Source organism: Roseateles sp. P1_C6, assembly GCF_056406315.1.
In genome coordinates, this window is sequence record NZ_JBFUAK010000010.1 from 1 (window position 1) to 21,258 (window position 21,258).

The following is a 21,258-nucleotide window of genomic DNA, read 5'->3' on the forward strand; positions in this document are numbered from 1 at the left end:
CTACCCACATACTGTTCGCTTCGCGTTCAGTCGTCAGCAGCAAAGAGGCGAGATTTTGATCTGCTTTCGCAGTGTCGTCAAGTACTTTTGAAAAATTCTTTCGAACCCCTCAGCACCCAACGAACTCTCCAGCTCGCCCCGAGCTCTTCAGCTCAGCCTCACCAACTCCTCAACACCCCGCTTGCCGTTGCCGGTTTGCGTTGCGCTTTGTCATCAGCGAAGCCCACGACTGTAGCACAGGAATTTCAGACCGCGCAAGAGATCAGGAAGATTTTGAAGAGAGGGCTGGAGAAGGTGCTGTTCGCTACCGTCTGACGCCCACCCACTACATATAGATAGAAGATCTCAGCGCGCAGCAGCGGAGGCCGACCCCGCTCAATGCACCGCGATCACGCCACCTTTGCCGATGGCGAGTTCCCTGGCGGCTGCGCCTTGCGGGTCTTCGCTTTCAAGCACGCGCGGGAGCGCGGCCGCCAGGCGCTGCGTGTCGGCACGCAGCACGCGTTGCTTCACGGCGGGGATCTGTGAAGGATGCATGGAGAAGCTGCGCAGCCCCATGGCCAGCAGCAGGTCGGTGAAATCGGGGTCGCCCGCCATCTCACCACAGACGCTGACACCCTTGCTGCCGGCACGCGACTGGGCGATGGCCTGGCTGATCAACTGCAGCACCGCCGGATGCCAGGGGTCGTACAGATGCGCCACCGCTTCGTCGGCGCGGTCGATGGCCAGCGTGTACTGGATCAAGTCATTGGTACCGATGGAGACGAAGTCCACGTGCCGCAGCAGCAGCGGCAGCATGACGGCCGCCGCCGGGATCTCGATCATGACGCCCAGTTCCACGCGCGTGAAGGCGTGGCCGGCGTCGGTGAGCTGCTGCTGCACCTTCTTGACGGTCTCGACGATCTGCCGGACCTCGCCCAGGTGCGCCACCATGGGAACCAGCAGCCTCACCTTGCCGAAGGCGCTGGCCCGGTAGATGGCGCGCAGCTGCTGGCGGAACATGCTGGGCTCGGCCAGGCTCCAGCGGATGGCGCGCAGGCCCATGGCCGGGTTGAGCACATGCTCGTGGCGCAGCTCGGACACGCTGAGACGGTCCAGCGGCTTGTCGGCGCCGATGTCGACCGTGCGTATCGTCACCGGCATGCCTCTCATCGCCTCGACGGCGGCCTTGTAGGCAACGAACTGTTCCTCCTCGCTGGGCAGTTCGCCGTCGCGGTTCATGAACAGGAACTCGCTGCGGAACAAGCCCACACCGGTCGCGCCGGCTTCCACGGCGGCGTGGGCGTCGGCCGGCAGCTCGATGTTGGCGTGCAGCTCGATGTGCTCGCCGTCCAGCGTGACGGCGGGGGTGTGCCGCAGCCGGCCCAGCCGGGCACGCTCCAGCTCGCTCTGGCGTTGCCGGAAGCGGTACTCCTCCAGCACGATGGGCGATGGGTTGACGATGACCGTGCCGGCGTCGCCGTCGATGATGACCCAGTCGTCCTGCATGATGAGGCGCGAGGCCTCCCGGGTGCCGACCACGGCGGGGATGTCCAGGCTGCGGGCGACGATGGCCGTGTGCGAGGTCTTGCCGCCGATGTCGGTGATGAAGCCGCGGAAGACGCTGCGCTTGAACTGCATCATGTCGGCCGGCGCGATGTCGGCGGCAACCAGCAGCAGCGGGTCCTCGCCGCCGAAGTCACGCGGCGTCACGGGCGTCGGGGTGTCGCCTTGCTCATGCGCCAGCGCGCGCAGCACGCGCTCGACGACCTGCTCCAGGTCGGCCTTGCGCTCGCGCAGGTAGTCATCCTCCATCTCGTCGAACTGGCGCGCCAGCACTTCGAGCTGGGCGGACAGCGCCCACTCGGCGTTGTAGTGGCGCTCGACGATCCAGTGGCTGGCGCCGCCGGTGAAGGCTTCGTCGTGCAACAGCATCAGGTGCACGTCCAGCAGCGCGGCGAGCTCGTGAGGGGCGTCGTCGGGCAGCTCGTCCTTGAGCGTGGCCAACTCCTGCACGACGGCGTCTCGCGCGCGCAGCAGGCGCTGGATATCGGCCTGAATCTGGTCCGGCGCGAGGAAATAGTGGGCCACGTCGACCCGGCTGGACGCCACCAGCACGGCCCGGCCTATCGCCACGCCACGCGACACCGCGATGCCGAACACCTGAAAACTCATCAGCGCACCCCGCAAATCGAAGGGCCAATGTAGCGCCTCGCGCGGACCTTTCGCGTCATGGTTTTTTCATAGAGGCTTCACCGCGGCGTCAAACCATCGCCCCAGCATGCCGGGCATGAACCGCAGTCACATCGTCACGCATGCGCTGTCGCATGCCCCCGCCCTGCAGCGCCCGGAGCGCACGCATTCTTCCACCCGCCTGAGCGTCAGCTGGGCCAGCAGCGAGGCCGAGGTGCGCGAAGCCCAGGCGCTGCGCCATCAGGTCTTCGCCGTCGAGATGGGCGCGCGCCTGGCGCGGCCCAAGGGCACGCCGGCCGGCCTGGACATCGATCTCTTCGACGCCTACTGCGAGCACCTGCTCGTGCGCGCCGACGGCGAGGACGGCGAGCCCGGCCCCGTCATCGGCACCTACCGCGTGCTGACGCCGGCCGCCGCCAAGCGCGCCGGCGGCCTTTACAGCGACACCGAGTTCGACCTGACCCGCCTGCGCGCGCTGCGCCACCGCGTGGCCGAGATCGGCCGCTCCTGCGTGCACGCCGACCACCGCAGCGGCGGCGCCATCATTGCGCTGTGGGGCGCGCTGGCGGAGTTCATGGCCCGCAACGGTCTGGACACCGTCATCGGCTGCGCCAGCGTCAGCATGCGCGACGGCGGCCATTTCGCGGCCAGCCTGTGGCGGCAGATCGCCGGCCAGCACCTCGCGCCCATCGACTGCCAGGTGCGCCCGCGCCTGCCGCTGCCCATCGAGCACCTGCGCCAGGATCTCGTCGTCGAGGCGCCTGCACTGATCCGCGGCTATCTGCGCTGCGGTGCCAAGCTGATGGGCGAGCCCGCCTGGGACCCGGACTTCAACACCGCCGACCTGCCGCTGCTGTTGCGCACGGCCGACCTGCCGGCACGCTTTCGCCGCATCCTGGGCTGAGCGCTGGCGGCCTTACTGGCCCTCGCCGAACTTGTCGTTGACCAGGGCGGTGATCTGGTCCTGCGCGGCCTGCTCGTCTTCGCCGTCGGTCTCCAGCTCGACGCTGGCACCCAGGCCTGCGGCCAGCATCATGACACCCATGATGCTCTTGGCATTCACGCGCCGGCCATTGCGGCTCATGTGCACCTCGCACTTGAAGCTGCCGGCCAGCTTGGTCAGCTTGGCCGAGGCGCGTGCGTGAAGACCCAGCTTGTTGCTGATGGTGAGGGTGGACTTGATCATTCGTCGGGGGGCAAGGGAGGCGTGGCGACGATGCCGCTGACCGCGCCTTGCACGGCGCGCCGGGCCAGATCGGTCAAGGGCTTCTGGCTGGCGTAGCAGAGCGTGCGCCACAGCATTGGCACGCTGACACCGCTGAGCACCTGCACCTGCTCCCCCGCCAGGCGCTGGGCGCCGTTGCTGGGGGTCGCGCCGAACACATCGGTCAGCACCAGCCACTCGGGCTGGCTGGACCCGGCCATCAGCGCACGGGCGGCTGCCTCGACGTCCTCGGGGCACAGCCCCGGGTTGACGTCCAGCACGAGCAGTGTCGGCGCGCAGTCCGGAAAGATGTGCTCGGCCACCTGCCGCAGCGCGGAGGCGAGCGGCGCGTGGGCGATCACGAGCAGGTTGGGCATGGGACGGGATGTTAGCGGGCGGGCTCAATGGCCCCACCGACGCGCAGCCCGCCGACGAAGATATCCCAGGCCGCCGCGTCATCCTTCGCCGCCGTCATCAGCGCCTGGTAGACCCGCCCGCCATGGGCAAACACGGCCACGCGCGTGATGCCGCCGGCACCCGCCAGCCGGTGTTGAACGGCCTCGGGCAAGGGCGTCATGCCCGGCACCTGCAGCACTTGCGCGGGCGACAGTGGCCGGTTCAGCTTGGCGGCCAGCGCTGCGGGCATGGCCTTCAGCGCGGCACCGGCCCGGGTCGGATCGGGCGTGTCCGCCCAGGACAGCGCGAAGCCCCGCCCCGCCGCCTCGCACTGGGCCAGGCCCATGGCGCCTCCACCCTCCCCGGCGCGGGCCGGTCGCTGTTCGACGTCGGGCTTGCAAGGAAACAGCGCCACGGCACCCGAGCCGATCGGCATGGCCTCGCGCCAGTTCAACGCCGGCTGACAGGCCGCCAGCAGGGCCAGCATTAGGGCAAATCCGGCAGTGGGGCAGGCGCGCATGGCCGAATTATCGGCAGCCACCCCACGACAATTCCGCAATGCAAGATATGCCCTCTCCCCAAGCCCCCCAGGCGCTGTCCGGCGTGCGCGTGCTGGACCTGTCCCGCGTGCTGGCCGGCCCCTGGTGCACGCAGACGCTGGCCGACCTGGGCGCCGACGTCATCAAGATCGAACGGCCCGGCAGCGGTGACGACACGCGCGCCTGGGGCCCGCCCTATCTGAAGGACGCCAACGGCCAAGACACGAGCGAGGCGGCCTACTTCCTTGGCGCCAATCGCAACAAGCGCTCGCTGGCCGTCGACCTGGCCACCGCGGAGGGCCAGGCCATCGTCAGGAAGCTGGCGGCCCAGGTCGACGTGCTGGTCGAGAACTTCAAGGTCGGTGACCTGGCCCGCTACGGGCTGGACGCTCAAAGCCTGCTGGCCGAGCACCCGGGCCTGGTCATCTGCTCCATCACCGGCTTCGGCCAGACCGGCCCCTACGCCGAGCGCGCCGGCTACGACTACGCCGTGCAAGGCATGGGCGGGCTGATGAGCGTGACCGGTGAGCGCGACGACCTGCCTGGCGGCGGGCCGCAGAAGGTGGGCGTGGCGGTGTCGGACCTGTTCACGGGTTTGTACGCCACCGTCGCCATCCTGGCCGCGCTGCGCCACCGCGACGCGACCGGTCAGGGCCAGGTGATCGACATGGCGCTGCTGGACACCCAGCTCGCCATGCTGGCCAACCTGGGCAGCAACTACCTGTGCAGCGGCAAGGTGCCGGGCCGCATGGGCAATGCGCACCAGAACATCGTGCCCTACCAGGTGTTCGAGACCAGTGACGGGCACCTGATCCTGGCCGTGGGCAACGACCGCCAGTTCGCCAAGTTCTGTGAGATCGCCGGCCGGCCGGACTGGGCGGCGGACGCCCGCTTCGCGACCAACGCCGAGCGTGTGCGCCACCGTGCGCTGCTGGTGCCGATGCTGGAAGACGCCATCCGCCAGCGCCCGCGCAACACCTGGCTGGCTGCGCTGGAGGCAGCCAAGGTGCCCTGCGGCTCGATCAACTCCATCGCCGAGGCCTTTGCCGACCCGCAGGCCCAGGCGCGCGGCGCCGTCGTCGCGATGGACCACCCGCTGACGCCCGACCTGCGCCTGGTCGCCAGCCCGATGAAGCTGTCGGCGACCCCCGTCAGCTACCGGCACGCGCCGCCGCTGCTGGGCCAGCACAGCGACGAGTTGCTGCGTGAAGCCGGCTGTAGCGTGGAGGAAATCACGAAATGGCGCGCGGCTGGTGTTATTGCCTGAGGGCTAACCCACCCCTGAACCAAGGGTTTCCCCCCGGCCAGGGGATGGAGGCGGAGCCGTCCTGTCCTCAGCATGCGCTTTCATACCGCGGCGGGCCAACAACCTAGAACCATCCGCCGCGGTTTCCGTCACCCGGGGTCATGTCCACACCGCCTTCTTCCGCGCCTGCAAGTGCCGCCAACGATGTCATGCCTGAGCCGAGCCCGGTGCAGTGGGCGGACATCGTCCAGCAACTGGGCGCCGAGATCGCCGGGCCGCTGAGCGCGGCGCTGGAACAGATCCAGAACCTTGCCAGCACCGGCCAGATCGACCGCCGCGGCCTGCGCCTGCTGCGCCGCAGCGTCGACGACGCCCGCACCGCAGGCATGCTGGGTCAGCAGCTGTCCCGCCTGGCGTCTGGCCGGCTGCGCCTGAACCGCGAGCGCCAGCACCTCACGCAGATGCTGCGCAGCGTGCTGGCCCAGCGCAGCCGCGAGACGCAGGCGCGCGGCGTGCAGGTGCGCCAGTCGCTCAAGCCGGTCGAGATCTGGGCCGACGGCGCGCTGCTGTTTGCGCTGCTGAACGCGCTGATGGACTGGGCGCTGGCCAACACGCATTCCTCGGTCGACCTGCGCCTGGACCTGACGCCCTGGCCCGTGAAGGCAAGGCTGAGCTGCCGCTTCGCGCACCGCTCGCTGGAACTGCTGGCAGACGACGCCGAGCCCCATGCGCCGACGCCGGGGCTGGACTCGCTGGCCTGGCGTCTGCTGGAGCAGACAGCCATCACCTTGGGTGTGCTGCCGCTGCGCGAGCAGGAGGCCGGCATCACGCTGTTGACGCTGGAGTTCAACCAGCTCGCGCCCGACGAGGCGCCACCGCCTGACAGCACGCTGAGCCGGCTGGAGGCCGAGGCCGAGCGCATGGGTGGCAACTCCCGCCCGCTGGCCGGCTGCCAGCTGCTGATCCTGTCCGCCAACCGCGACCTGCGCGCCGAGGCCCAGGCGGCCGTGCGCCACATGGGCATGCTGATCGACGTGGTCGGCAGCGTGGCCGAGGCCGAGCAGTTCTGCGCCGAAGGCCTGCCGCATGCGCTGCTGTTCGACGCAGGGCAGATGAACGAGGCCCTGCTGCAGCTGATCGCCGAGGTCATGCGCGACGCGCCGGACTTCACCTTCGTGGAGATGTTCGACGGCGAGCACCGCACGCAGCTGTCCACCGCCACCAACGACGGCGTGGCCCGCATCTCGCGCCGCCACCTGCCGGACGCACTGCCGTCGCTGCTGATGTTCGAGCTGGCCAAGCGGCCTTGACAGCCCAGGGGCATCAGGCCGGCGCCTAAAATCCGCGTCCATGCTGTTCCGCCGCCTGATCCCTGCCGCCCTGCTGGCCTGCGCCGCCGCGCTTTCAGGCTGCGCCCGCGAACAGGCGCCCACCGTCGACTACGTGCTGCTGAACGGCCAGAAGGCCAGCTCCCAGCAATGGGCGGGCAAGGTCATGCTGGTGAACTTCTGGGCCACCAGCTGCGCGACCTGCGTGAAGGAGATGCCGCAGATCATCGCCACGCACGACAAGTTCAAGGCCCGCGGCCTGGACACGCTGGCCGTGGCGATGAGCTACGACCCGCCGGCCTTCGTGTCCAAGTTCGCCGAGACGCGCCAGCTGCCGTTCGGCGTGGCCATCGACAACACCGGCAGCGTCGCCCAGGCCTTCGGCCCGGTGCAGATGACGCCGACGACCTTCCTGATCAACAAGCGCGGCGAGATCGTCAAGCGCTATGTCGGCGAACCCGACTTCGCCGCGCTGCACGGCCTCATCGAGCAACTGCTCAACGAAGCCTGAGCCCGTCGACGAACGCGGCCATGCGCGCCGCGATGAAGTCCACGTCCTCCTCCAGCGCGAAGTGCCCCGTGTCCAGCACATGCAGCTCGGCGTCGGGCAGGTCGCGCAGATAGGCCTGCGCGCCGGCCTCGGGGAAGAAGGCGTCGTTGCGGCCCCAGACGATCAGCGCCGGCGGGCGGTGCTCGCGCAGCCAGGCCTGCCAGACCGGGTAGCGCTCGACGTTGCGGTGGTAGTCCAGCGCGATGTCGACCTGGATGGCCTTGCGGCCGGGCAGATCCAGGAAATGCTGGTCCAGCAGCCAGCCCTCGGGCGCGATGCGCGCCGGCTCGCGGGTGCCACCCTCGTACTGCATGCGCGTGACCTCCGCGGTCAGGATGCCCATGACGGCCTCCACGGCGCCGGGGCGGCCGGGCGTCAACGCCACCATGTCGCGCGCCATCGGGCTCAGGCCCTCTTCGTACGCGTTGCCGTTCTGGATGACCAGGCCGGCGATCCATTCGGGGTGGCGCTCGGCCAGGCGCAGGCCCACCGGCGCGCCGAAGTCGAACAGGTAGGCGACGAAGCGGGTGAGGCCCAAGGCTTCGCAAAAGCCTTCGACGACGTCGGCCAGCCGGTCGAAGCTGTAGCCGAACTCGGCCGCCGCCGGCGCGTCGCTGAGGCCGAAGCCGGGGTAGTCGGGCGCCACCAGGTGGTAGCGGTCGGCCAGCGCCTCCATCAGCTTGACGTACTGGCGCGACGACGACGGGAAGCCGTGCAGCAGCAGCAGCGTCGGCGCGTCCGCCGGGCCGGCCTCGCGGTAGAACAAATTCAGGCCGTTGACCTTGATCTGGCGATGGAAGATGGGGTGGCTCATGGTGATCTCCTGTGCAGTACCTACAGCGTAAGGACGCCGGAGCCAGCGGGGTAGCCACGGTATCCTGCAAGCACTCTCCACTTTCAATGGAAGATCCATCATCAGCACCCTTGCCGACGTCAACCTGAACCGCCTGGCCGTCTTCGTCGCCATCGTCGAGGCAGGGTCGCTGAGCGCCGCGGCGCGGCGGCTGGGCATCGCGACGACCATGGTCAGCGCCCACATGCAGCGCCTGGAGCGCGAGGTGGGCGCCAGCCTGCTGCTGCGCACGACGCGCAGCCTGCGCCTGACCGGGGCCGGCGAGGGCTTCTTCGAGGCGGCGCGCCAGATCGTCGCCGACGCCGAGGCGGCCATTGCCGCGGCTGCATCGGACACGAGCGCACCGCGCGGCCGCCTGCGCGTCACGGCGCCGGTGGACTATGCCGAGCGCGTGCTGGCGCCGGTGGCCGTCGCGCTGCGCCGCCAGCATGCCGAACTGCAGATCGAGGTGCTGGCCGTGGACCGGCCGCTGGACCTGGTGGCCGAGCAGATCGACGTGGCCATACGCATCGGCGAGCTGGTCGACTCGGAGCTGCGCGGCATTCGCGTCGGCACCTTCGGCAAATGCGCGGTTGCCAGCCCGGCGCTGTTGCAGGGCCAACCGAAACCGGCGCGGCCCGAGGACCTCGCTGCCCTGCCCTTCATCGCGCTGTCGGTGCTGGCCCAGCCGCTGCAGTTCCGCTTCAGTGCCGACGGCGAGGCGGAGCAGCCCGTGCGCTTCCAGGCCGCGCTGGCCATGAACACGGCCTCGGCCGTGCGCAGCGCCGCGCTGGCCGGCGGCGGCCTGTGCGTGCTGCCGGACTATCTGGTCGCCGACGATCTCGCCGCCGGCCGGCTGGTTGAGCCCCTGCCCGACTGGCGCCTGCCCGAAGGTGGCATCCACGCCCTCTACCCGGCCGCGCGCCAGCCGCCGCGCAAGACACGCGTGCTCATCGAGGCGCTGCAAGCCCTGGCCGGCTGACGCACCGCGCCGTTATGGGTGCTGCACGATGTCTCATGGCCGCGCCGGCGCGGCTTGGCTGACACTGCGGCGATGCAAAAGACCCTCGCGGCCCTGGCCGTCACGCTGCTGCTGTCGGCCTGCGCCCACCAGCCCCGGCCGCCCGAACCCCCACCCGCGGTCCAGCCGACCACCGCGCAGCTGGACGCGGCCCGCCGCGTCGGCCTGGGCGCGGCCGAACTGGGCGGCCTGCTGAACAAGCCGCTGTACCAGATGCAGCCCGCCGAGCTGGGCCGCTTCCTGGCCTGGCAGCAGCTGGATCAGCCGGCGCTGCGCCAGCGCATCGCAGCCTTGGCGCGCAAGAACATCGGCCAGCCCTACGAGCTGTTCCTGCTGGGCGAGTTCCCGTATGAGACCTACGACAGCCAGCCGTTGTTCAACCTCGCCAAGAGCGACTGCGTCGTGTTCGCCGAGCATGTCTACGCGATGGCGCTGAGCGCGTCGTGGGAGGAGTTCTTCTGGATGCTGCAGCGCATCCGCTATCGCGACGGCGTCATCGGCACGGCCACGCGCAACCACTACACCGAGGCCGACTGGAACGTCGCCAACGGCTGGCTGGTGACCGACGTGACCCGCACGCTGGGCGCGCCGACGCAGGCCTATCACCAGCGCATCGACCGCCAGGCCTTCCTGCTCAAGCAGTTCAAGATCCAGCGCGACATCCCGGTCCAGCCCTTCGACGACGTCTACGTCGCCAAGCAGGACGTGGCCGCCATTGAGGCGCAGCTGCAGGACGGCGACTTCGTCAACGTGATTTCCAGCAAGGGCGCGGACTCCTGGGCTTCGCACGTGGGCCTCATCGTCACCGGTGCGGACGGTTCGCGCCGCCTGCTGCATTCCGCCGAGCCGCAGGTGCGCGAGGAGACGCTGCAGGGCTTCATCGCCCGCATGGCGGAGCGCGACGCGCGCCAAGCGGGTCAGAACAAGGCGCAACTGGCCGGCTTCAAGTTCCTGCGCCTGAACGACGCGCCGCAGGTGCCGCCGATGGCGCCTCAACCCCGACCGGCGCGGCCCGCCGCCCTCGGTCAGGCCGGCTCGTAACGCCGCCAGGCCTCACGCACGAAGGCGATGAAGGCCGCGGCCCGGCTGCGCGGGCCGGGGCGGGTGGCCGTCAGCGCCAGCAGTGGCCGCGGCGGCGCCTGCCAGGCCGGCAACACGCGCTCGACGCCCGCCAGCGCCAGTTCGTCGTCGCGCCAGAACCAGGTCGGCAGCAAGGCCAGGCCCAGGCCTTGCTGAACCGCGTCGCGCAGCAAGTCCACGGACGACAGCGTCAAGCCGCCGCGCACGACGATGGCTTCTTCGCGGCCCTCGGCCGCCAAACGCCAGGGCGACGCGGTGGCCGGCGCAAGCAGGCAGGCATGGCCGGCCAGATCGGCGGGATCGAGCGGGCGGCCGCGCACATCGACATAGCGCGTCGCGCCGAACACGGCCGAGCGCGAAAGGCCCAGCGGCGTCTGCACGAGATTGGAGTCGGTCGGCTCGCCCAGGCGCAGCGCGACGTCGACGCCGGACTTGATGACGGGCAACAGCGCGTCGCCCGCCAGCAGCTCGAGCTTCAGCTGCGGGTGGCGTGCGGCCCAGGCCGGCAGCGCGGGCAGCAGCACGCGGCGCGCGAAGGCGATGGAGCAGGCCACACGCAGCCGCCCGCTCAAGGCCTGGCCGGGGTCGCGCAGCGCCTGCGCCGCAGCGTCGGCCGCGGCGATCAAGGTCTCGGCATGCGGCAACAGCGTGCGGCCCGCATCGCTCAAGCTCAGCGAGCGGCTGGAGCGCTGGAACAAGGCCACGCCCAGCTCGCGCTCCAGCGCGGCGAGCTGGCGGCTGATGGTGGGCTGGTTGGCGTCGAGCTGGTCGGCGGCGGCGGTCAGGCTGCCGCTGCGCGCGATGGCGACGAAGACGCGGTAGTGCTCCAGCAGACCGGCTTTCATCAATGCTCCCTCGGTATGGCTGTGATGCCGGGCCGCGCATTGTTGCGTCAGGCCGCGGTTCCTACATTGACCTCATCGACCACCAGGAGCCGCCATGTTTGCCCCACTGATCCCCGAAGCCACGACCGGCATCGCCCGCGAGTTGCTGGACGCCACGCGCCGCCAGCTCGGCCGCGTGCCCAACCTCTACGCCGCGATGGCGCACAGCCCGATCGCGTTGCAGGGTTACCTGGACTTCCGCGGCGCGCTGCAGCAGGGCGTGCTGGCGCCGCGGATGCGCGAGCGCGTCGCGCTGTTGACGGCGCAGCTCAACGACTGCGACTACTGTGTCGCCGCGCACACCTTTCGCGGCGGCAAGATAGGCATGAGCGCCGACGACCTGCTGGCCACGCGACGCGCCCACAGCGACGACGCGAAGACGGCCGCCGCGCTGCGCCTCGTGAAGGCACTGGTGCTGCGCGACACCGCGAGCGCCGAGACCGCGCTGACCGAGGTCTGGCAGGCCGGCTGGACGGAAGAAGAGGTGGGCGAGATCGTGGCGCATGTGGCGCTGAACGTGTTCTCGAACGTCTTCAAGCAGATTGCCGAGCCGCCGCTGGACTTCCCCGTCGCGCCCGCGCTGCCGGGGGCCGCGGCATGAGAGCGGCCGTGCTCGGCTTCATCGCGATGGCGGCGGCCTGCGTTGCAGCGTGCGCGCTGGCCGGCTCGGTGCGGCTGCTGGGGCCTTTCGTCGCCAGCATCGGTGTGATCTGCTCGGCGCCAACGCCGGCCCTGCGCCGCCAGGCCGGCGTCGCGAGCTTGCTGGCCCATGGTCTGTGCGCAGCGCTGGGCATGGTGGCACACGTGTTGCTGCCGGCGTGGCCGGCGATGGCAGTGCTGGCCGCGCTGGCGGGCTTCATGCTGCTGCGTGCGCTGGGCCGGGCGCACGCGCCGGCGCTCGCGCTGCTGACCGTGCTGGCCCTGGGCGGCGCGTCGGCGGCCGAACTGGCCGGCACGGCCGTCATGGCGGGCGCGCTCTGGCTTGGCGCGGGCTGCTGGAACCCGTTCGAAGCCGCCCAGGCTTAGGCCTGGGGGTTCAGCGCCGCGTGGGCCTGCTCGTCCGCGTGGTAGCTGGAGCGCACCATCGCACCCACGGCCGCGTGCGTGAAGCCCAGCTCGTAGGCTTCCTTCTCGAACTGCTTGAAGGTGTCCGGCGTCACGTAGCGGCGCACCGGCAGGTGGTGGCCCGACGGCGCGAGGTACTGGCCGATGGTGATCATGTCGATGTCGTGCGCGCGCATGTCGCGCATGACCTGGCGGATCTCGTCGTCCGTCTCGCCCAGCCCGACCATGATGCCGCTCTTGGTCGGCACGCCCGGCACGGCGGCCTTGAAGCGCTTGAGCAGGTCCAGGCTGAACTGGTAGTCCGAGCCCGGGCGCGCTTCCTTGTAAAGGCGCGGCGCGGTCTCGAGGTTGTGGTTCATCACGTCGGGCGGCGCGGCCTTCAGGATGTCCAGCGCGCGGTCGGCGCGGCCGCGGAAATCGGGCACCAGCACCTCGATCTGCGTCGCCGGGCTCAGCTCACGGACCTTGGTGATGCACTCGGCAAAGTGCCCCGCGCCGCCATCCTTGAGGTCGTCGCGGTCCACGCTGGTGATGACCACGTACTTGAGCTTCAGCGCGGCGATGGTCTTGGCCAGGTTCAGCGGCTCGTCCACATCCAGCGGGTCGGGCCGGCCGTGGCCCACGTCGCAGAACGGGCAGCGGCGCGTGCACTTGTCGCCCATGATCATGAAGGTGGCCGTGCCCTTGCCGAAGCATTCGCCGATGTTGGGGCAGCTGGCTTCCTCGCAGACCGTGTGCAGCTTGTGCTCGCGCAGGATCTGCTTGATCTCGTAGAAGCGGGTCGACGGCGAGCCGGCCTTGACGCGGATCCAGTCGGGCTTCTTCAGCACCTCGGCCGGCACGATCTTGATCGGGATGCGGGAGGTCTTGGCCTCGGCCTTTTGCTTGATCGTCGGGTCGTAGGTGGTGTCGGACATGGTCAGGACGTCGAGACTTCAAATTGGGCCGAGAGTCGCTCGGCGAGCCGGCCGGCCGCGGTCGGCCAGTCGGTGAAAACCCCGATTTTATCGAGGGATGTGGTTTCCAGCCCTTCGTATCCGCATGGGTTGATGCGCTGGAAGGGTTCCAGGTCCATCGCGACGTTCAGCGCGAGGCCGTGATAAGTGCAGTGGCGGCTGACCTTGATGCCCAAAGCGGCGATCTTGGCCAGGCCCTTGAAGGCATCGTCAGGGCCGTTCGGGCCAGCCAGCGCGGCATGGCTGCCGGGATCGGCCGGGCGCACGTAGATGCCAGGCGCGCCGGCCACGCGCAGGCCGGTCACGCCATAGCTGTCCAGCGTCTGGATGATGGCCGTCTCCAGGCGGAACACGTATTCCTTGACGAAGATGCTCAGCCGGCGCAGGTCGACCAGCGGATAGGCCGTGATCTGGCCGGGGCCGTGGTACGTGACCTGGCCGCCGCGTTCGGTGGCGACGACGGGGATGTCGCCGGGCAGCAGCAGGTGCTCGGGCTTGCCGGCCAGGCCTTGCGTGAACGTGGGCGGGTGCTCGCAGAGCCAGAGCTCGTCCGGCGTGTCGGGATGCCGCGCCGCCGTGAAGGCGCGCATGGCCTCCAGCGTGGGCAGGTATTCCACCCGCCCCAGAGTCTTGACGATCATGCGGGCATCATAGGGAGCGCTGTAAGCCCCCGCCTCTCCAAGCCGACTGCATCCGATGAAGACGCCACTGATTGCCACCCTGCTGCTCACCGCCTCGCTCACGCAGGCGGCCTCGCTGTCCGACGCGCTGACCGCCTACGACGAGGGCCATCTGAAGGCTGCGGCCCAGGGCTTTGCCGAATCGGCGCGGCGCGGCGAGGCGCTGGGCCAGTTCAACCTGGCCATGATGAACCTGCGCCGCGAGCTGCCCGGCGCCAGCGACGCCAAGGCCTGGCAATGGCTGCAACGCGCCGCCGCGCAGCAGCACGCGCTGGCCGAGAACGCGCTGGGCGAAATGATCGAGCAAGGCCGCCACGGCAAGCCCGACGCAAAGGCGGCCTGCGGCTGGTTCGAGCGCGCGGCCGAGCACGGCAACGGTGACGGCGCGCTGGCCGCCGCCACCTGCTATTACCTGGGTCGCGGCCGGGCGCAGGACATGGCACAGGCCCACCGCTGGTATCTGGAAGCCGCCAAGTCAGGCGACGTCGGCGCGCAATACCTGGTCGCGTCGATGTTCGAGACCGGGCTGGGCGTAGAGGCCGACGAGCGGCTGGCGCGCTACTGGTACGACGTGGCCGCGAAGAACGGCGACGACGCGGCCCAGGCCAAGGTCAAGGCGATGGACGCGCGCGACGCCTCAGGCCCAGGCAAGGTCTGAGGCGGGGGCGCAAAAGCCTTCGACGCGGTTGCGCCCGCTTCGCTTGGCCTGGTAGAGCGCCTGATCGGCGCGCAGCGCCACCGCTCGCCAGTCCGCGTCATCGGGCTGGACGTCGCCATAGCCGACGCTGACGGTGAGCGCCACCTCGCCCTTGGTCGTCTGCAAGGGATGCGAGGCGATCCGCGCGCGAATGCGCTCCGCCAGCACGGCCGCCTGCAGCCCCGGCGCGCAGACGACGAATTCCTCGCCGCCGATGCGAAAGCGCCGGTCGTAGCCCCGCAGTTCCTGCGCGACCAGCGCGGCCACGTGCCGGATGGCCTGGTCGCCGATGTCATGCCCGTGGCGGTCGTTGACGTTCTTGAAGTGGTCGATGTCGAACATGACCACATGAAAGCCGGCGCCGGTGCGGCGGCCGCGCTGGAACTCGGCAGCCATCACGCCGTCCCAGGTGCGGCGGTTGTGCCAGCCCGTCATGGGATCGACGTCGGCATGGCGCTTCAGCTCCTCGGCCTTGTCCTGCAACACCAGCAGCGCGCAGGTCATCGTGCTGAGCAGCAGGTAGACGAACATCAGCAGGCGGCCCGCGGTGAACACACTGTCGTTGAGGCTGATCGGGTCGCCCTGGAACATCGCCTGGGCAAGCACCAGCAACCTCACCAGTTGCTGCACGGCGTAGGCCAGCGTCAGAGCCAGCAGCAGTTTCATCGCCGGCTTGGCCAACTGCCGGGGCTCCTGGCAGAGCTCGGCGGCGACCGCGAAATGGGTGACGACGATGATCGGCCAGCCGAGCAGCAGCCGCCATTCAAGATGGTCGCGCACACCGGGCAGCAGGCCCAGGCCCAGCGTCAGCAGGCCAAGCAGCAGCGCCTGATGCCGCGCCGGCGGACGCCCCAGATAGAGCCGCACACCCGACAGCATGAGGACGTAGCCCGCAATCGTGCAGGCATTGGCCATGGCCACGGCGACGGGATGCGGGTGCAGGCCGTACGACAAGACCACGACGCCGAAGAGGCTGTTGGCCAGGAACAGCAAGGCGGCCAGCGTCCAGTCCTTCAGGCAGCCATCCGCCGGGCTGAGCCGGCTCATGACGCCCAACGTGGTCGCCATCGTGGCTGCGCACACGCAGGTCACGATCCCCAAGGTCCGGATATCCATGACGCTCCCCAAATGCTCGCCGCGCGCTTTTTGCTTGTTGCGGCTGTGCCCCTCCCTTTGGGGCGCTGGGGACTCTAGGAGATCAGGCTTGCGCGCCAGCTCAGGCGCCGGTGAAAAGCGTGCTTACAGCACAACCTTGACCATGGGGTGCGTGGTCAGCGTGCGGTAGATCTCGTCGAGCTGCTCACGGCTGGTCGCCGTGATCGTGATGGTCAGGCCCAGGTAATTGCCGCCCTTGCTGGGACGCTGCTCGATGGTGCTGGCGTCAAAGCCCGGGTCGAACTGGCGCGCCACGTGGGCGATGGCCTCGACGAAGCCGTCAACCTGGGCGCCCATGACCTTGATCGGGAACTGCGACGGGTATTCGATGAGCGACTGCTCGGGCGGGATGTCGGGCGGCAGGTTCATGGCAGCGACCTCGCGGTTTACTTGATCCAGAGGCGGATGGAGTCGAAGGCGCGGCCGACCAGGCCGGCGACCGGCACGGCTTCCTGCACGATCAGCGGCACCTCGGCCACCGGCGCGCCGGCCGTCGTCGTCACGCGCAGCGTGCCGACGCGCTGGCCCTTGTTCAGCGGCGCGACCAGCGGGTCGGTGCGCTCGACCTGGGTCTGCAGCTTGGTGGCGTCGCCATGCGGCACGGCGACGTAGATCGCGTCCGCAGCGCCGAGCTTGACCTCCTTGGCCTCGCCCTTCCAGACCGGCACGGTCGCGATGGCCTTGCCGGCGTCGAAGACCTTGACCGCGTCGAAGGCCGTGTAGCCCCAGTTCAGCAGCTTCTGGCTTTCGCTGGCGCGCGCCTCCTTGGACGAGGTGCCCATGACCACGCTGAGCAGGCGGCGCTTGCCGTTGGGGAAGTCGCGGTTGGCGCTGGCCACCAGGCAGTAGCCGGCGGCGTCGGTGAAACCGGTCTTCATGCCGTCCACCGTCGGGTCGCGGCGCAGCAGCAGGTTGCGGTTGTCCTGGCGGATCTTGTTGAAGGTGTAGTCGCGCTGCGCGTAGTAGGCGTAGTACTCGGGGTAGTCCGTGATGATGTGGGACGCCACGACGGCGATGTCGCGCGCGCTGCTCTTGTGGCCGGGCTCGGTCGTGCCGGTCACGTTCTTGAACTCGGTGTTCTTCAGGCCCCAGGCCTGGGCCTGGCGGTTCATCAGCTGCACGAAGTTCTCGACGGAGCCGCCCACGCCCTCGGCCAGCGCCACCGCGGCGTCGTTGCCGCTCTGGATGACGAGGCCGCGCAGCAGCTCGTCCACCTTGGGCGTCATCGTCGTGTCGATGAACATCAGCGAGGGGTCGCCCTTGCGCTCGTCCCAGGCGCGCTTGGACACCGTCAGCGTCTGCTCCAGCGTCAGCTTCTTGTCGCGCAGCGCGCCGAAGACGACGTAGGCCGTCATCAGCTTGGTCAGCGACGCGGGGTCGTTGACCGTGTCGGCATCACGCTCGGCCAGGGTCTTGTGCGTCGTCAGGTCGATCAGCACGTAGTTGCGCGCGGCGATCTCGGGGGGTTGTGGCGCCTGGGCCTGGGTGGTCAGCGCGAACGCCGCGAGGAAGGAAGCAAGCAGTCGTTTCATCGGTTCAGTGCAGGCGCGGGCCTCAGAGCTTCGTGGGATCGAAGGCACGCACGACCAGGGACTTGAGCAGCGGCAGCTGCCCATGGAAGAAATGGCCCACGCCGGGCACGACCGTGACGGGCAGGCTTTGCGGCCGCGCCCAGTCGAGCACTGCCGTGAGCGGCACCACGTCGTCGACCTCGCCATGGATGACCACGGTGTCGGCCGGCACGGGGGCGGTGTCGAAGCGGCTGGTGGCCGGGCCGACGAGGACCAGGCGCTGCGCCGCTTCGGCGAGTTGCTGCGCAGCGCGCGAGGCGACGTAGCCGCCAAAGGAAAAGCCCGAAAGGATCAGCGCCTCGCCGGGCGCGCGCACGGCGGCCAGCACGGCCAGCGCGTCATCGACCTCGCCGCGCCCCTCGTCCCAGCCGCCTTCGGATTTGCCGATGCCGCGGAAGTTGAAGCGCACGGCGCGCCAACCGAGCTGGATGAAGGCGCGCGCCAGCGTCTGCACGACCTTGTTGTCCATCGTCCCGCCCTGGGTGGGGTTGGGGTGGCAGATCAGCGCGGTGCCGGCGATGGTGCCGCCGTCCGGTGGCAGGTCGATCGCGATCTCGATCTGCCCGGCCGGCCCGGGGACGAGACGCTTCTCGGTCTGCGAGTTCATCGGCCGACGCTGTCGGGCAGCACGAGACGCTCGACGACCTGGCCGTCGCGCAGATGGCTTTCGACGATCTCGTCCAGGTCGCTCTTGTCGACCCAGGAATACCAGACCGCCTCGGGGTAGACCACCGCCACCGGCCCGCCGGCGCAGCGGTCCAGGCAGCCAGCCTTGTTGACGCGCACACCGCCCTTGCCGGCCAGGCCCAGCTGCTTGACGCGTGACTTGCAGTGGTCGAACGCGCCCTGGGCGTCGTGGTCGGCACAACTGGCCTCGCCATTGGCGCGCTGGTTCAGGCAGACGAAGAGGTGGCGCTGGTAGTAACTCATCGCCGATGATTGTCTCATCGGGGTTTCTGCACCAGGCGGGCGGCCAGCCAGACGAGGGCGATGAAGGGCCAGGTCCAGGCCACCCAGCGCGTCAGCCCGTAGAGATTGACGAAGCGGCCATGCTCCCACGCCTGCATGTTCAGCGTCAGATAGGGGTCGCTGGGCGCGACGCTGATGAGACCCACCAGCGTGCACAGCGTGAACAGGCCCAGGGCCGCCGCCACGCGCGACGGCAGCAGGCAGGCCAGCAGCGACAGCGCGACCCCCAGGCCCACGCCGGGTCGGGTGGCGTCGCTGAGCCAGGCCCAGGCGTGGTCGGGCCCGAAGGCCATGGCGGTGGCCGTGGCCGTGCCCAGCAGCCCCAGCAACACGGCCCCGCCGGCCAGCACGAGGCGGCGCAGGCCGGGGCGCGCGACGGTGATCATCAGCAGCACCGGCGCGACTAGGCCCAGCCCGATGGCCAGCGCCTCCAGGCCCGGCGGCAGTTCATGTTCGACGGTGACGGAGTCGCCCCAGTTCAGCGCCCAGGGCGTGCCGGAGAGGGCGTCCAGCAGCGTCTCGCGCCACCAGGGCAGCCATTGGCCCAGGCCGAAGGGCAAGGGCGTCGGGTACAGCAGCGCCAGCGGCCACAGCGCCAGCAGGGCCAGGGCGGGCGCGCTGCTGCTGCCGAACCAGTGGTCGCGCACGTCCTCCCAGCGCTGCAGGCCACCGAGACCGCTGAGCACCATGCCCAGCATCGCACCCAGCGTGCTGCCGGCGCTGTTCAGCGCCCAGTCGGACAGCGAGGGCACGCGCCCGGGCACGAAAAACTGCAGCGTCTCCATCAGCAGGGACAGGGCCGGCCCGGGCAGCAGGCCGATCAGCCAGGCGGCCCGCAGCCCCCAGCCCGAGCGCACGGCAGCCGCGAAGCCGAGCAGGCCCAGCGGGATGTAGCCGATCAGGTTGGCCTCGACGTCGAAGGCCCAGAAGCGCGGTGGCCACGGCAGGCTGAACAGCCAGGGCAGCCCCATGCCAGGCGGCCAGCGCCAGGGCCAGAAGGGGTAGAGGCTGGCATAGGCGACCAGCCCGATGTGGGCCAGCAGCAGCCAGGTGGCAGAACTTTGCCGACGGCGCATGCTCAGAAGGGCTTGACCGTCACCAGCACGACGATGGCGGCGAACAGCACGACGGCGCTCTCGTTGTAGACGCGAAACCAGCGATGGCTGCGGCGGTTGGACAGTTCCTCGAAGCCGCGCAGCAGGCGGCGGTTCATGTGGTGCAGGCCGACGGCGCCCACCACCAGCAGCAACTTCGCATGCAGCCAGTAGCTGCCGCTGAACCGGCCCACGCCGAAGCCCAGCCAGACCCACAGGCCCAGCAGCAGCGCGACGCCCATCAAGATGCTGCTGAAGCGATGCAGCTTGTGCGCCATCAACAGCAGGCGCTCGCGCTCGGCATGGCTGTCGGGCTGCACCATGGCCAGGTTGACGAAGATGCGCGGCAGATAGAAGAGGCCGGCGAACCAGGCGGCGACGAAGACGATGTGGAAGGCTTTGACCCAGAGCATGGCGGGCATTATGAAAGCCGCCAAGATCCTGCGTTGTCAGCCACGACCTCGCGTGCCGCAGGTGCGCGGACAGGCCTCACGGCATGGGGCCGAAGGGCCTCGGCGCGATAGCGCCGAGCGGCTCGTTAGTCGAGGCGCATGCCGTGTGACTGGCAAAAAAAAGCCCCGGTCAGGACCGGGGCCGAGAAAGCCTTATCGCTGTCATCACGCTAAGGCTCCTGCTCAGGGAGGAAAAGCAGGGAACGACCACCTTGCGGCTATCATTCGCGGACAAGTTTAGCGCGCTTGAGCGGTGGCGTCACGAATAAATGACGTCTGGATGTGTCGTCCATCACGCGCCGGGCCGCAGCCCTCCCACGACCTGCATCCGCCCGAGGATTCGCCTTGACCCGCTCACTTCTGACCGCCCCCGCCTACCCCGCCGCGCGCCCGCGCCGGTTGCGCCGCGATGCCTTCACGCGCGCGCTGGTGCGCGAGCATTCGCTGCTGGCCAGCGACCTGATCCTGCCGGTCTTCATCCACGAAGGCGAGAACCGCCTGGATGCCGTCGCCTCCATGCCGGGCGTGTCGCGCCAGAGCCTGGATCACCTGCTGCGCACGGCCGAAGAGTGCGTCGAACTGGGCGTGCCGGTCATCGCCCTGTTCCCCGTCATCGACGCGGCGCTGAAAACGCCCGACGGCGCCGAGGCGCTGAACCCCGACGGCCTGGTGCCGCGCGCGGTGCGGGCGCTGAAAAAGCACTTCCCGCAGCTGGGCGTGCTGACCGACGTGGCGCTGGATCCGTTCACCAGCCATGGCCAGGACGGCGTCATCGACGAGAGCGGCTACATCCTGAACGACCCGACCGTCGAGATCCTCGCCAAGCAGGCCCTCGTGCAGGCGGACGCAGGCGTCGACATCGTCGCGCCGAGCGACATGATGGACGGCAGGATCGGTGCCATCCGCCAGGCGCTTGAAGCCGCCGGCCACATCCACACGCGCGTCATGGCCTACAGCGCCAAGTACGCAAGCGCCTTTTACGGCCCTTTCCGCGACGCAGTCGGCTCGGCCGGCAACCTGGGCAAGGCTGACAAGAAGACCTACCAGATGGACCCCGGCAACAGCGACGAAGCGCTGCGCGAAGTGGCGCTGGATCTGGCCGAGGGCGCCGACATGGTCATGGTCAAGCCCGGCCTGCCGTATCTGGACATCGTGCGTCGCGTGAAGGACGAGTTCCGCGTGCCGACCTTCGCCTACCAAGTCAGCGGCGAGTACGCGATGGTCAAGGCCGCCGCGGCCAACGGCTGGCTGGACCACGACGCCGTCATGATGGAGTCCCTGCTGGCCTTCAAGCGCGCGGGCGCGGACGGCGTGCTGAGTTATTTCGCGCTGGACGCCGCGCGGCTGCTGAAGAAGGGCTGAGTCCG

26 protein-coding genes are annotated in these 21,258 nt (G+C 69.5%); 11 read left to right on the forward strand and 15 right to left on the reverse strand.

Annotated features, from left to right (window positions below; all coding sequences use genetic code 11):
- Positions 1 to 315, forward strand: a 315-nt coding sequence (locus AC1D29_RS21205; protein WP_477901115.1) for a hypothetical protein, incomplete at its 5' end; no start/stop codon positions are given.
- Between the two features lie 60 nt (positions 316 to 375).
- Here the strand turns inward: AC1D29_RS21205 and ptsP are convergent.
- Entirely contained in the window at positions 376 to 2,154 is a 1,779-nt protein-coding gene (gene ptsP, locus AC1D29_RS21210; protein WP_477901117.1) for a phosphoenolpyruvate--protein phosphotransferase, read from the reverse strand.
- A 115-nt stretch (positions 2,155 to 2,269) separates the two neighbouring features.
- Here ptsP and AC1D29_RS21215 point away from each other — a divergent pair, with 115 nt between their 5' ends.
- Positions 2,270 to 3,076: a GNAT family N-acetyltransferase gene (locus tag AC1D29_RS21215; protein ID WP_477901119.1), complete on the forward strand. Its 807-nt coding sequence runs from the start codon at positions 2,270 to 2,272 to the stop codon at positions 3,074 to 3,076.
- Between the two features lie 12 nt (positions 3,077 to 3,088).
- On the opposite strand, the gene AC1D29_RS21220 is transcribed toward AC1D29_RS21215, so the two are convergent.
- Genes AC1D29_RS21220 through AC1D29_RS21230 form a run of 3 tightly spaced genes read right to left on the reverse strand, consistent with a single transcriptional unit; the run spans position 3,089 to position 4,259 of the window.
- Positions 3,089 to 3,358, reverse strand: a complete 270-nt coding sequence (locus AC1D29_RS21220; protein ID WP_477901120.1) for an HPr family phosphocarrier protein — start codon at positions 3,356 to 3,358, stop codon at positions 3,089 to 3,091.
- Complete coding sequence (locus AC1D29_RS21225) at positions 3,355 to 3,753, reverse strand: PTS sugar transporter subunit IIA (RefSeq protein ID WP_477901122.1); 399 nt, start codon at positions 3,751 to 3,753, stop codon at positions 3,355 to 3,357. The genes AC1D29_RS21220 and AC1D29_RS21225 overlap by 4 nt, the downstream gene beginning before the upstream one ends.
- An 11-nt stretch (positions 3,754 to 3,764) precedes the next feature.
- A complete protein-coding gene (locus AC1D29_RS21230) occupies positions 3,765 to 4,259 on the reverse strand; it encodes a hypothetical protein (protein WP_477901124.1) in 495 nt (164 codons plus the stop codon).
- 80 nt (positions 4,260 to 4,339) lie between these two features.
- Between AC1D29_RS21230 and AC1D29_RS21235 the strand changes: the two genes are divergently transcribed.
- The 3 genes from AC1D29_RS21235 to AC1D29_RS21245 all read left to right on the forward strand — a co-directional run bounded on the left by AC1D29_RS21235 (position 4,340) and on the right by AC1D29_RS21245 (position 7,396).
- A complete protein-coding gene (locus AC1D29_RS21235) occupies positions 4,340 to 5,578 on the forward strand; it encodes a CaiB/BaiF CoA transferase family protein (RefSeq protein ID WP_477901126.1) in 1,239 nt (412 codons plus the stop codon).
- A gap of 188 nt (positions 5,579 to 5,766) precedes the next feature.
- Entirely contained in the window at positions 5,767 to 6,867 is a 1,101-nt protein-coding gene (locus tag AC1D29_RS21240) for a hypothetical protein (protein ID WP_477901128.1), read from the forward strand.
- A gap of 40 nt (positions 6,868 to 6,907) precedes the next feature.
- The gene (locus AC1D29_RS21245; protein ID WP_477901130.1) at positions 6,908 to 7,396 is read left to right on the forward strand and encodes a TlpA family protein disulfide reductase; all 489 of its coding nucleotides are present in this window, start codon (positions 6,908 to 6,910) and stop codon (positions 7,394 to 7,396) included.
- Here the strand turns inward: AC1D29_RS21245 and AC1D29_RS21250 are convergent.
- Positions 7,383 to 8,249: an alpha/beta fold hydrolase gene (locus AC1D29_RS21250; RefSeq protein ID WP_477901132.1), complete on the reverse strand. Its 867-nt coding sequence runs from the start codon at positions 8,247 to 8,249 to the stop codon at positions 7,383 to 7,385. The genes AC1D29_RS21245 and AC1D29_RS21250 overlap by 14 nt on opposite strands.
- 100 nt (positions 8,250 to 8,349) lie before the next feature.
- On the opposite strand from AC1D29_RS21250, the gene AC1D29_RS21255 reads away from it, so the two are divergent.
- Together AC1D29_RS21255 and AC1D29_RS21260 are read left to right on the forward strand one after the other, a co-directional pair.
- Complete coding sequence (locus AC1D29_RS21255) at positions 8,350 to 9,249, forward strand: LysR family transcriptional regulator (protein ID WP_477901698.1); 900 nt, start codon at positions 8,350 to 8,352, stop codon at positions 9,247 to 9,249.
- Positions 9,250 to 9,321: 72 nt separating this feature from the next.
- Complete coding sequence (locus AC1D29_RS21260) at positions 9,322 to 10,329, forward strand: N-acetylmuramoyl-L-alanine amidase-like domain-containing protein (protein WP_477901134.1); 1,008 nt, start codon at positions 9,322 to 9,324, stop codon at positions 10,327 to 10,329.
- Here AC1D29_RS21260 and AC1D29_RS21265 read toward each other — a convergent pair.
- On the reverse strand, positions 10,314 to 11,213 hold the full coding sequence (locus tag AC1D29_RS21265) for a LysR family transcriptional regulator (protein WP_477901136.1): 900 nt from the start codon (positions 11,211 to 11,213) through the stop codon (positions 10,314 to 10,316). The two genes, AC1D29_RS21260 and AC1D29_RS21265, sit on opposite strands and share 16 nt — an antisense overlap.
- A gap of 94 nt (positions 11,214 to 11,307) precedes the next feature.
- On the opposite strand from AC1D29_RS21265, the gene AC1D29_RS21270 reads away from it, so the two are divergent.
- Positions 11,308 to 11,853 (forward strand): carboxymuconolactone decarboxylase family protein, encoded by a 546-nt coding sequence (locus AC1D29_RS21270; protein ID WP_477901138.1) that lies wholly within the window; start codon positions 11,308 to 11,310, stop codon positions 11,851 to 11,853.
- 8 nt (positions 11,854 to 11,861) lie between these two features.
- Positions 11,862 to 12,278: a hypothetical protein gene (locus tag AC1D29_RS21275; RefSeq protein WP_477901140.1), complete on the forward strand. Its 417-nt coding sequence runs from the start codon at positions 11,862 to 11,864 to the stop codon at positions 12,276 to 12,278.
- Here the strand turns inward: AC1D29_RS21275 and lipA are convergent.
- Both lipA and lipB read right to left on the reverse strand, forming a co-directional pair.
- The gene (lipA, locus tag AC1D29_RS21280; RefSeq protein WP_477901141.1) at positions 12,275 to 13,234 is read right to left on the reverse strand and encodes a lipoyl synthase; all 960 of its coding nucleotides are present in this window, start codon (positions 13,232 to 13,234) and stop codon (positions 12,275 to 12,277) included. The two genes, AC1D29_RS21275 and lipA, sit on opposite strands and share 4 nt — an antisense overlap.
- Positions 13,235 to 13,236: 2 nt before the next feature.
- Positions 13,237 to 13,914 (reverse strand): lipoyl(octanoyl) transferase LipB, encoded by a 678-nt coding sequence (gene lipB, locus AC1D29_RS21285; protein ID WP_477901143.1) that lies wholly within the window; start codon positions 13,912 to 13,914, stop codon positions 13,237 to 13,239.
- 55 nt (positions 13,915 to 13,969) lie between these two features.
- On the opposite strand from lipB, the gene AC1D29_RS21290 reads away from it, so the two are divergent.
- Positions 13,970 to 14,611, forward strand: a complete 642-nt coding sequence (locus AC1D29_RS21290; protein WP_477901145.1) for a tetratricopeptide repeat protein — start codon at positions 13,970 to 13,972, stop codon at positions 14,609 to 14,611.
- On the opposite strand, the gene AC1D29_RS21295 is transcribed toward AC1D29_RS21290, so the two are convergent.
- The 7 genes from AC1D29_RS21295 to AC1D29_RS21325 form a co-directional block, all read right to left on the reverse strand.
- Positions 14,591 to 15,718 carry a GGDEF domain-containing protein gene (locus AC1D29_RS21295; RefSeq protein WP_477901147.1) on the reverse strand — a complete coding sequence of 376 codons (1,128 nt, stop codon included), beginning with the start codon at positions 15,716 to 15,718 and terminating at the stop codon, positions 14,591 to 14,593. The genes AC1D29_RS21290 and AC1D29_RS21295 overlap by 21 nt on opposite strands.
- Positions 15,719 to 15,889: 171 nt before the next feature.
- Positions 15,890 to 16,174, reverse strand: coding sequence for a DUF493 family protein (locus AC1D29_RS21300; protein WP_477901149.1), 285 nt, complete (start codon positions 16,172 to 16,174; stop codon positions 15,890 to 15,892).
- Between the two features lie 17 nt (positions 16,175 to 16,191).
- Positions 16,192 to 17,337, reverse strand: a complete 1,146-nt coding sequence (locus AC1D29_RS21305; RefSeq protein ID WP_477901151.1) for a D-alanyl-D-alanine carboxypeptidase family protein — start codon at positions 17,335 to 17,337, stop codon at positions 16,192 to 16,194.
- A gap of 22 nt (positions 17,338 to 17,359) precedes the next feature.
- Complete coding sequence (locus AC1D29_RS21310) at positions 17,360 to 17,983, reverse strand: alpha/beta hydrolase (protein ID WP_477901153.1); 624 nt, start codon at positions 17,981 to 17,983, stop codon at positions 17,360 to 17,362.
- Entirely contained in the window at positions 17,980 to 18,306 is a 327-nt protein-coding gene (locus tag AC1D29_RS21315; protein WP_477901155.1) for a (2Fe-2S) ferredoxin domain-containing protein, read from the reverse strand. The genes AC1D29_RS21310 and AC1D29_RS21315 overlap by 4 nt, the downstream gene beginning before the upstream one ends.
- Positions 18,307 to 18,320: 14 nt before the next feature.
- Entirely contained in the window at positions 18,321 to 19,421 is a 1,101-nt protein-coding gene (locus tag AC1D29_RS21320; protein WP_477901157.1) for a VanZ family protein, read from the reverse strand.
- Between the two features lie 2 nt (positions 19,422 to 19,423).
- The gene (locus tag AC1D29_RS21325) at positions 19,424 to 19,852 is read right to left on the reverse strand and encodes a CopD family protein (RefSeq protein ID WP_477901159.1); all 429 of its coding nucleotides are present in this window, start codon (positions 19,850 to 19,852) and stop codon (positions 19,424 to 19,426) included.
- A gap of 384 nt (positions 19,853 to 20,236) precedes the next feature.
- Between AC1D29_RS21325 and hemB the strand changes: the two genes are divergently transcribed.
- Positions 20,237 to 21,253, forward strand: coding sequence for a porphobilinogen synthase (gene hemB, locus AC1D29_RS21330; protein ID WP_477901161.1), 1,017 nt, complete (start codon positions 20,237 to 20,239; stop codon positions 21,251 to 21,253).
- The last annotated feature ends 5 nt before the right edge of the window (positions 21,254 to 21,258 follow it).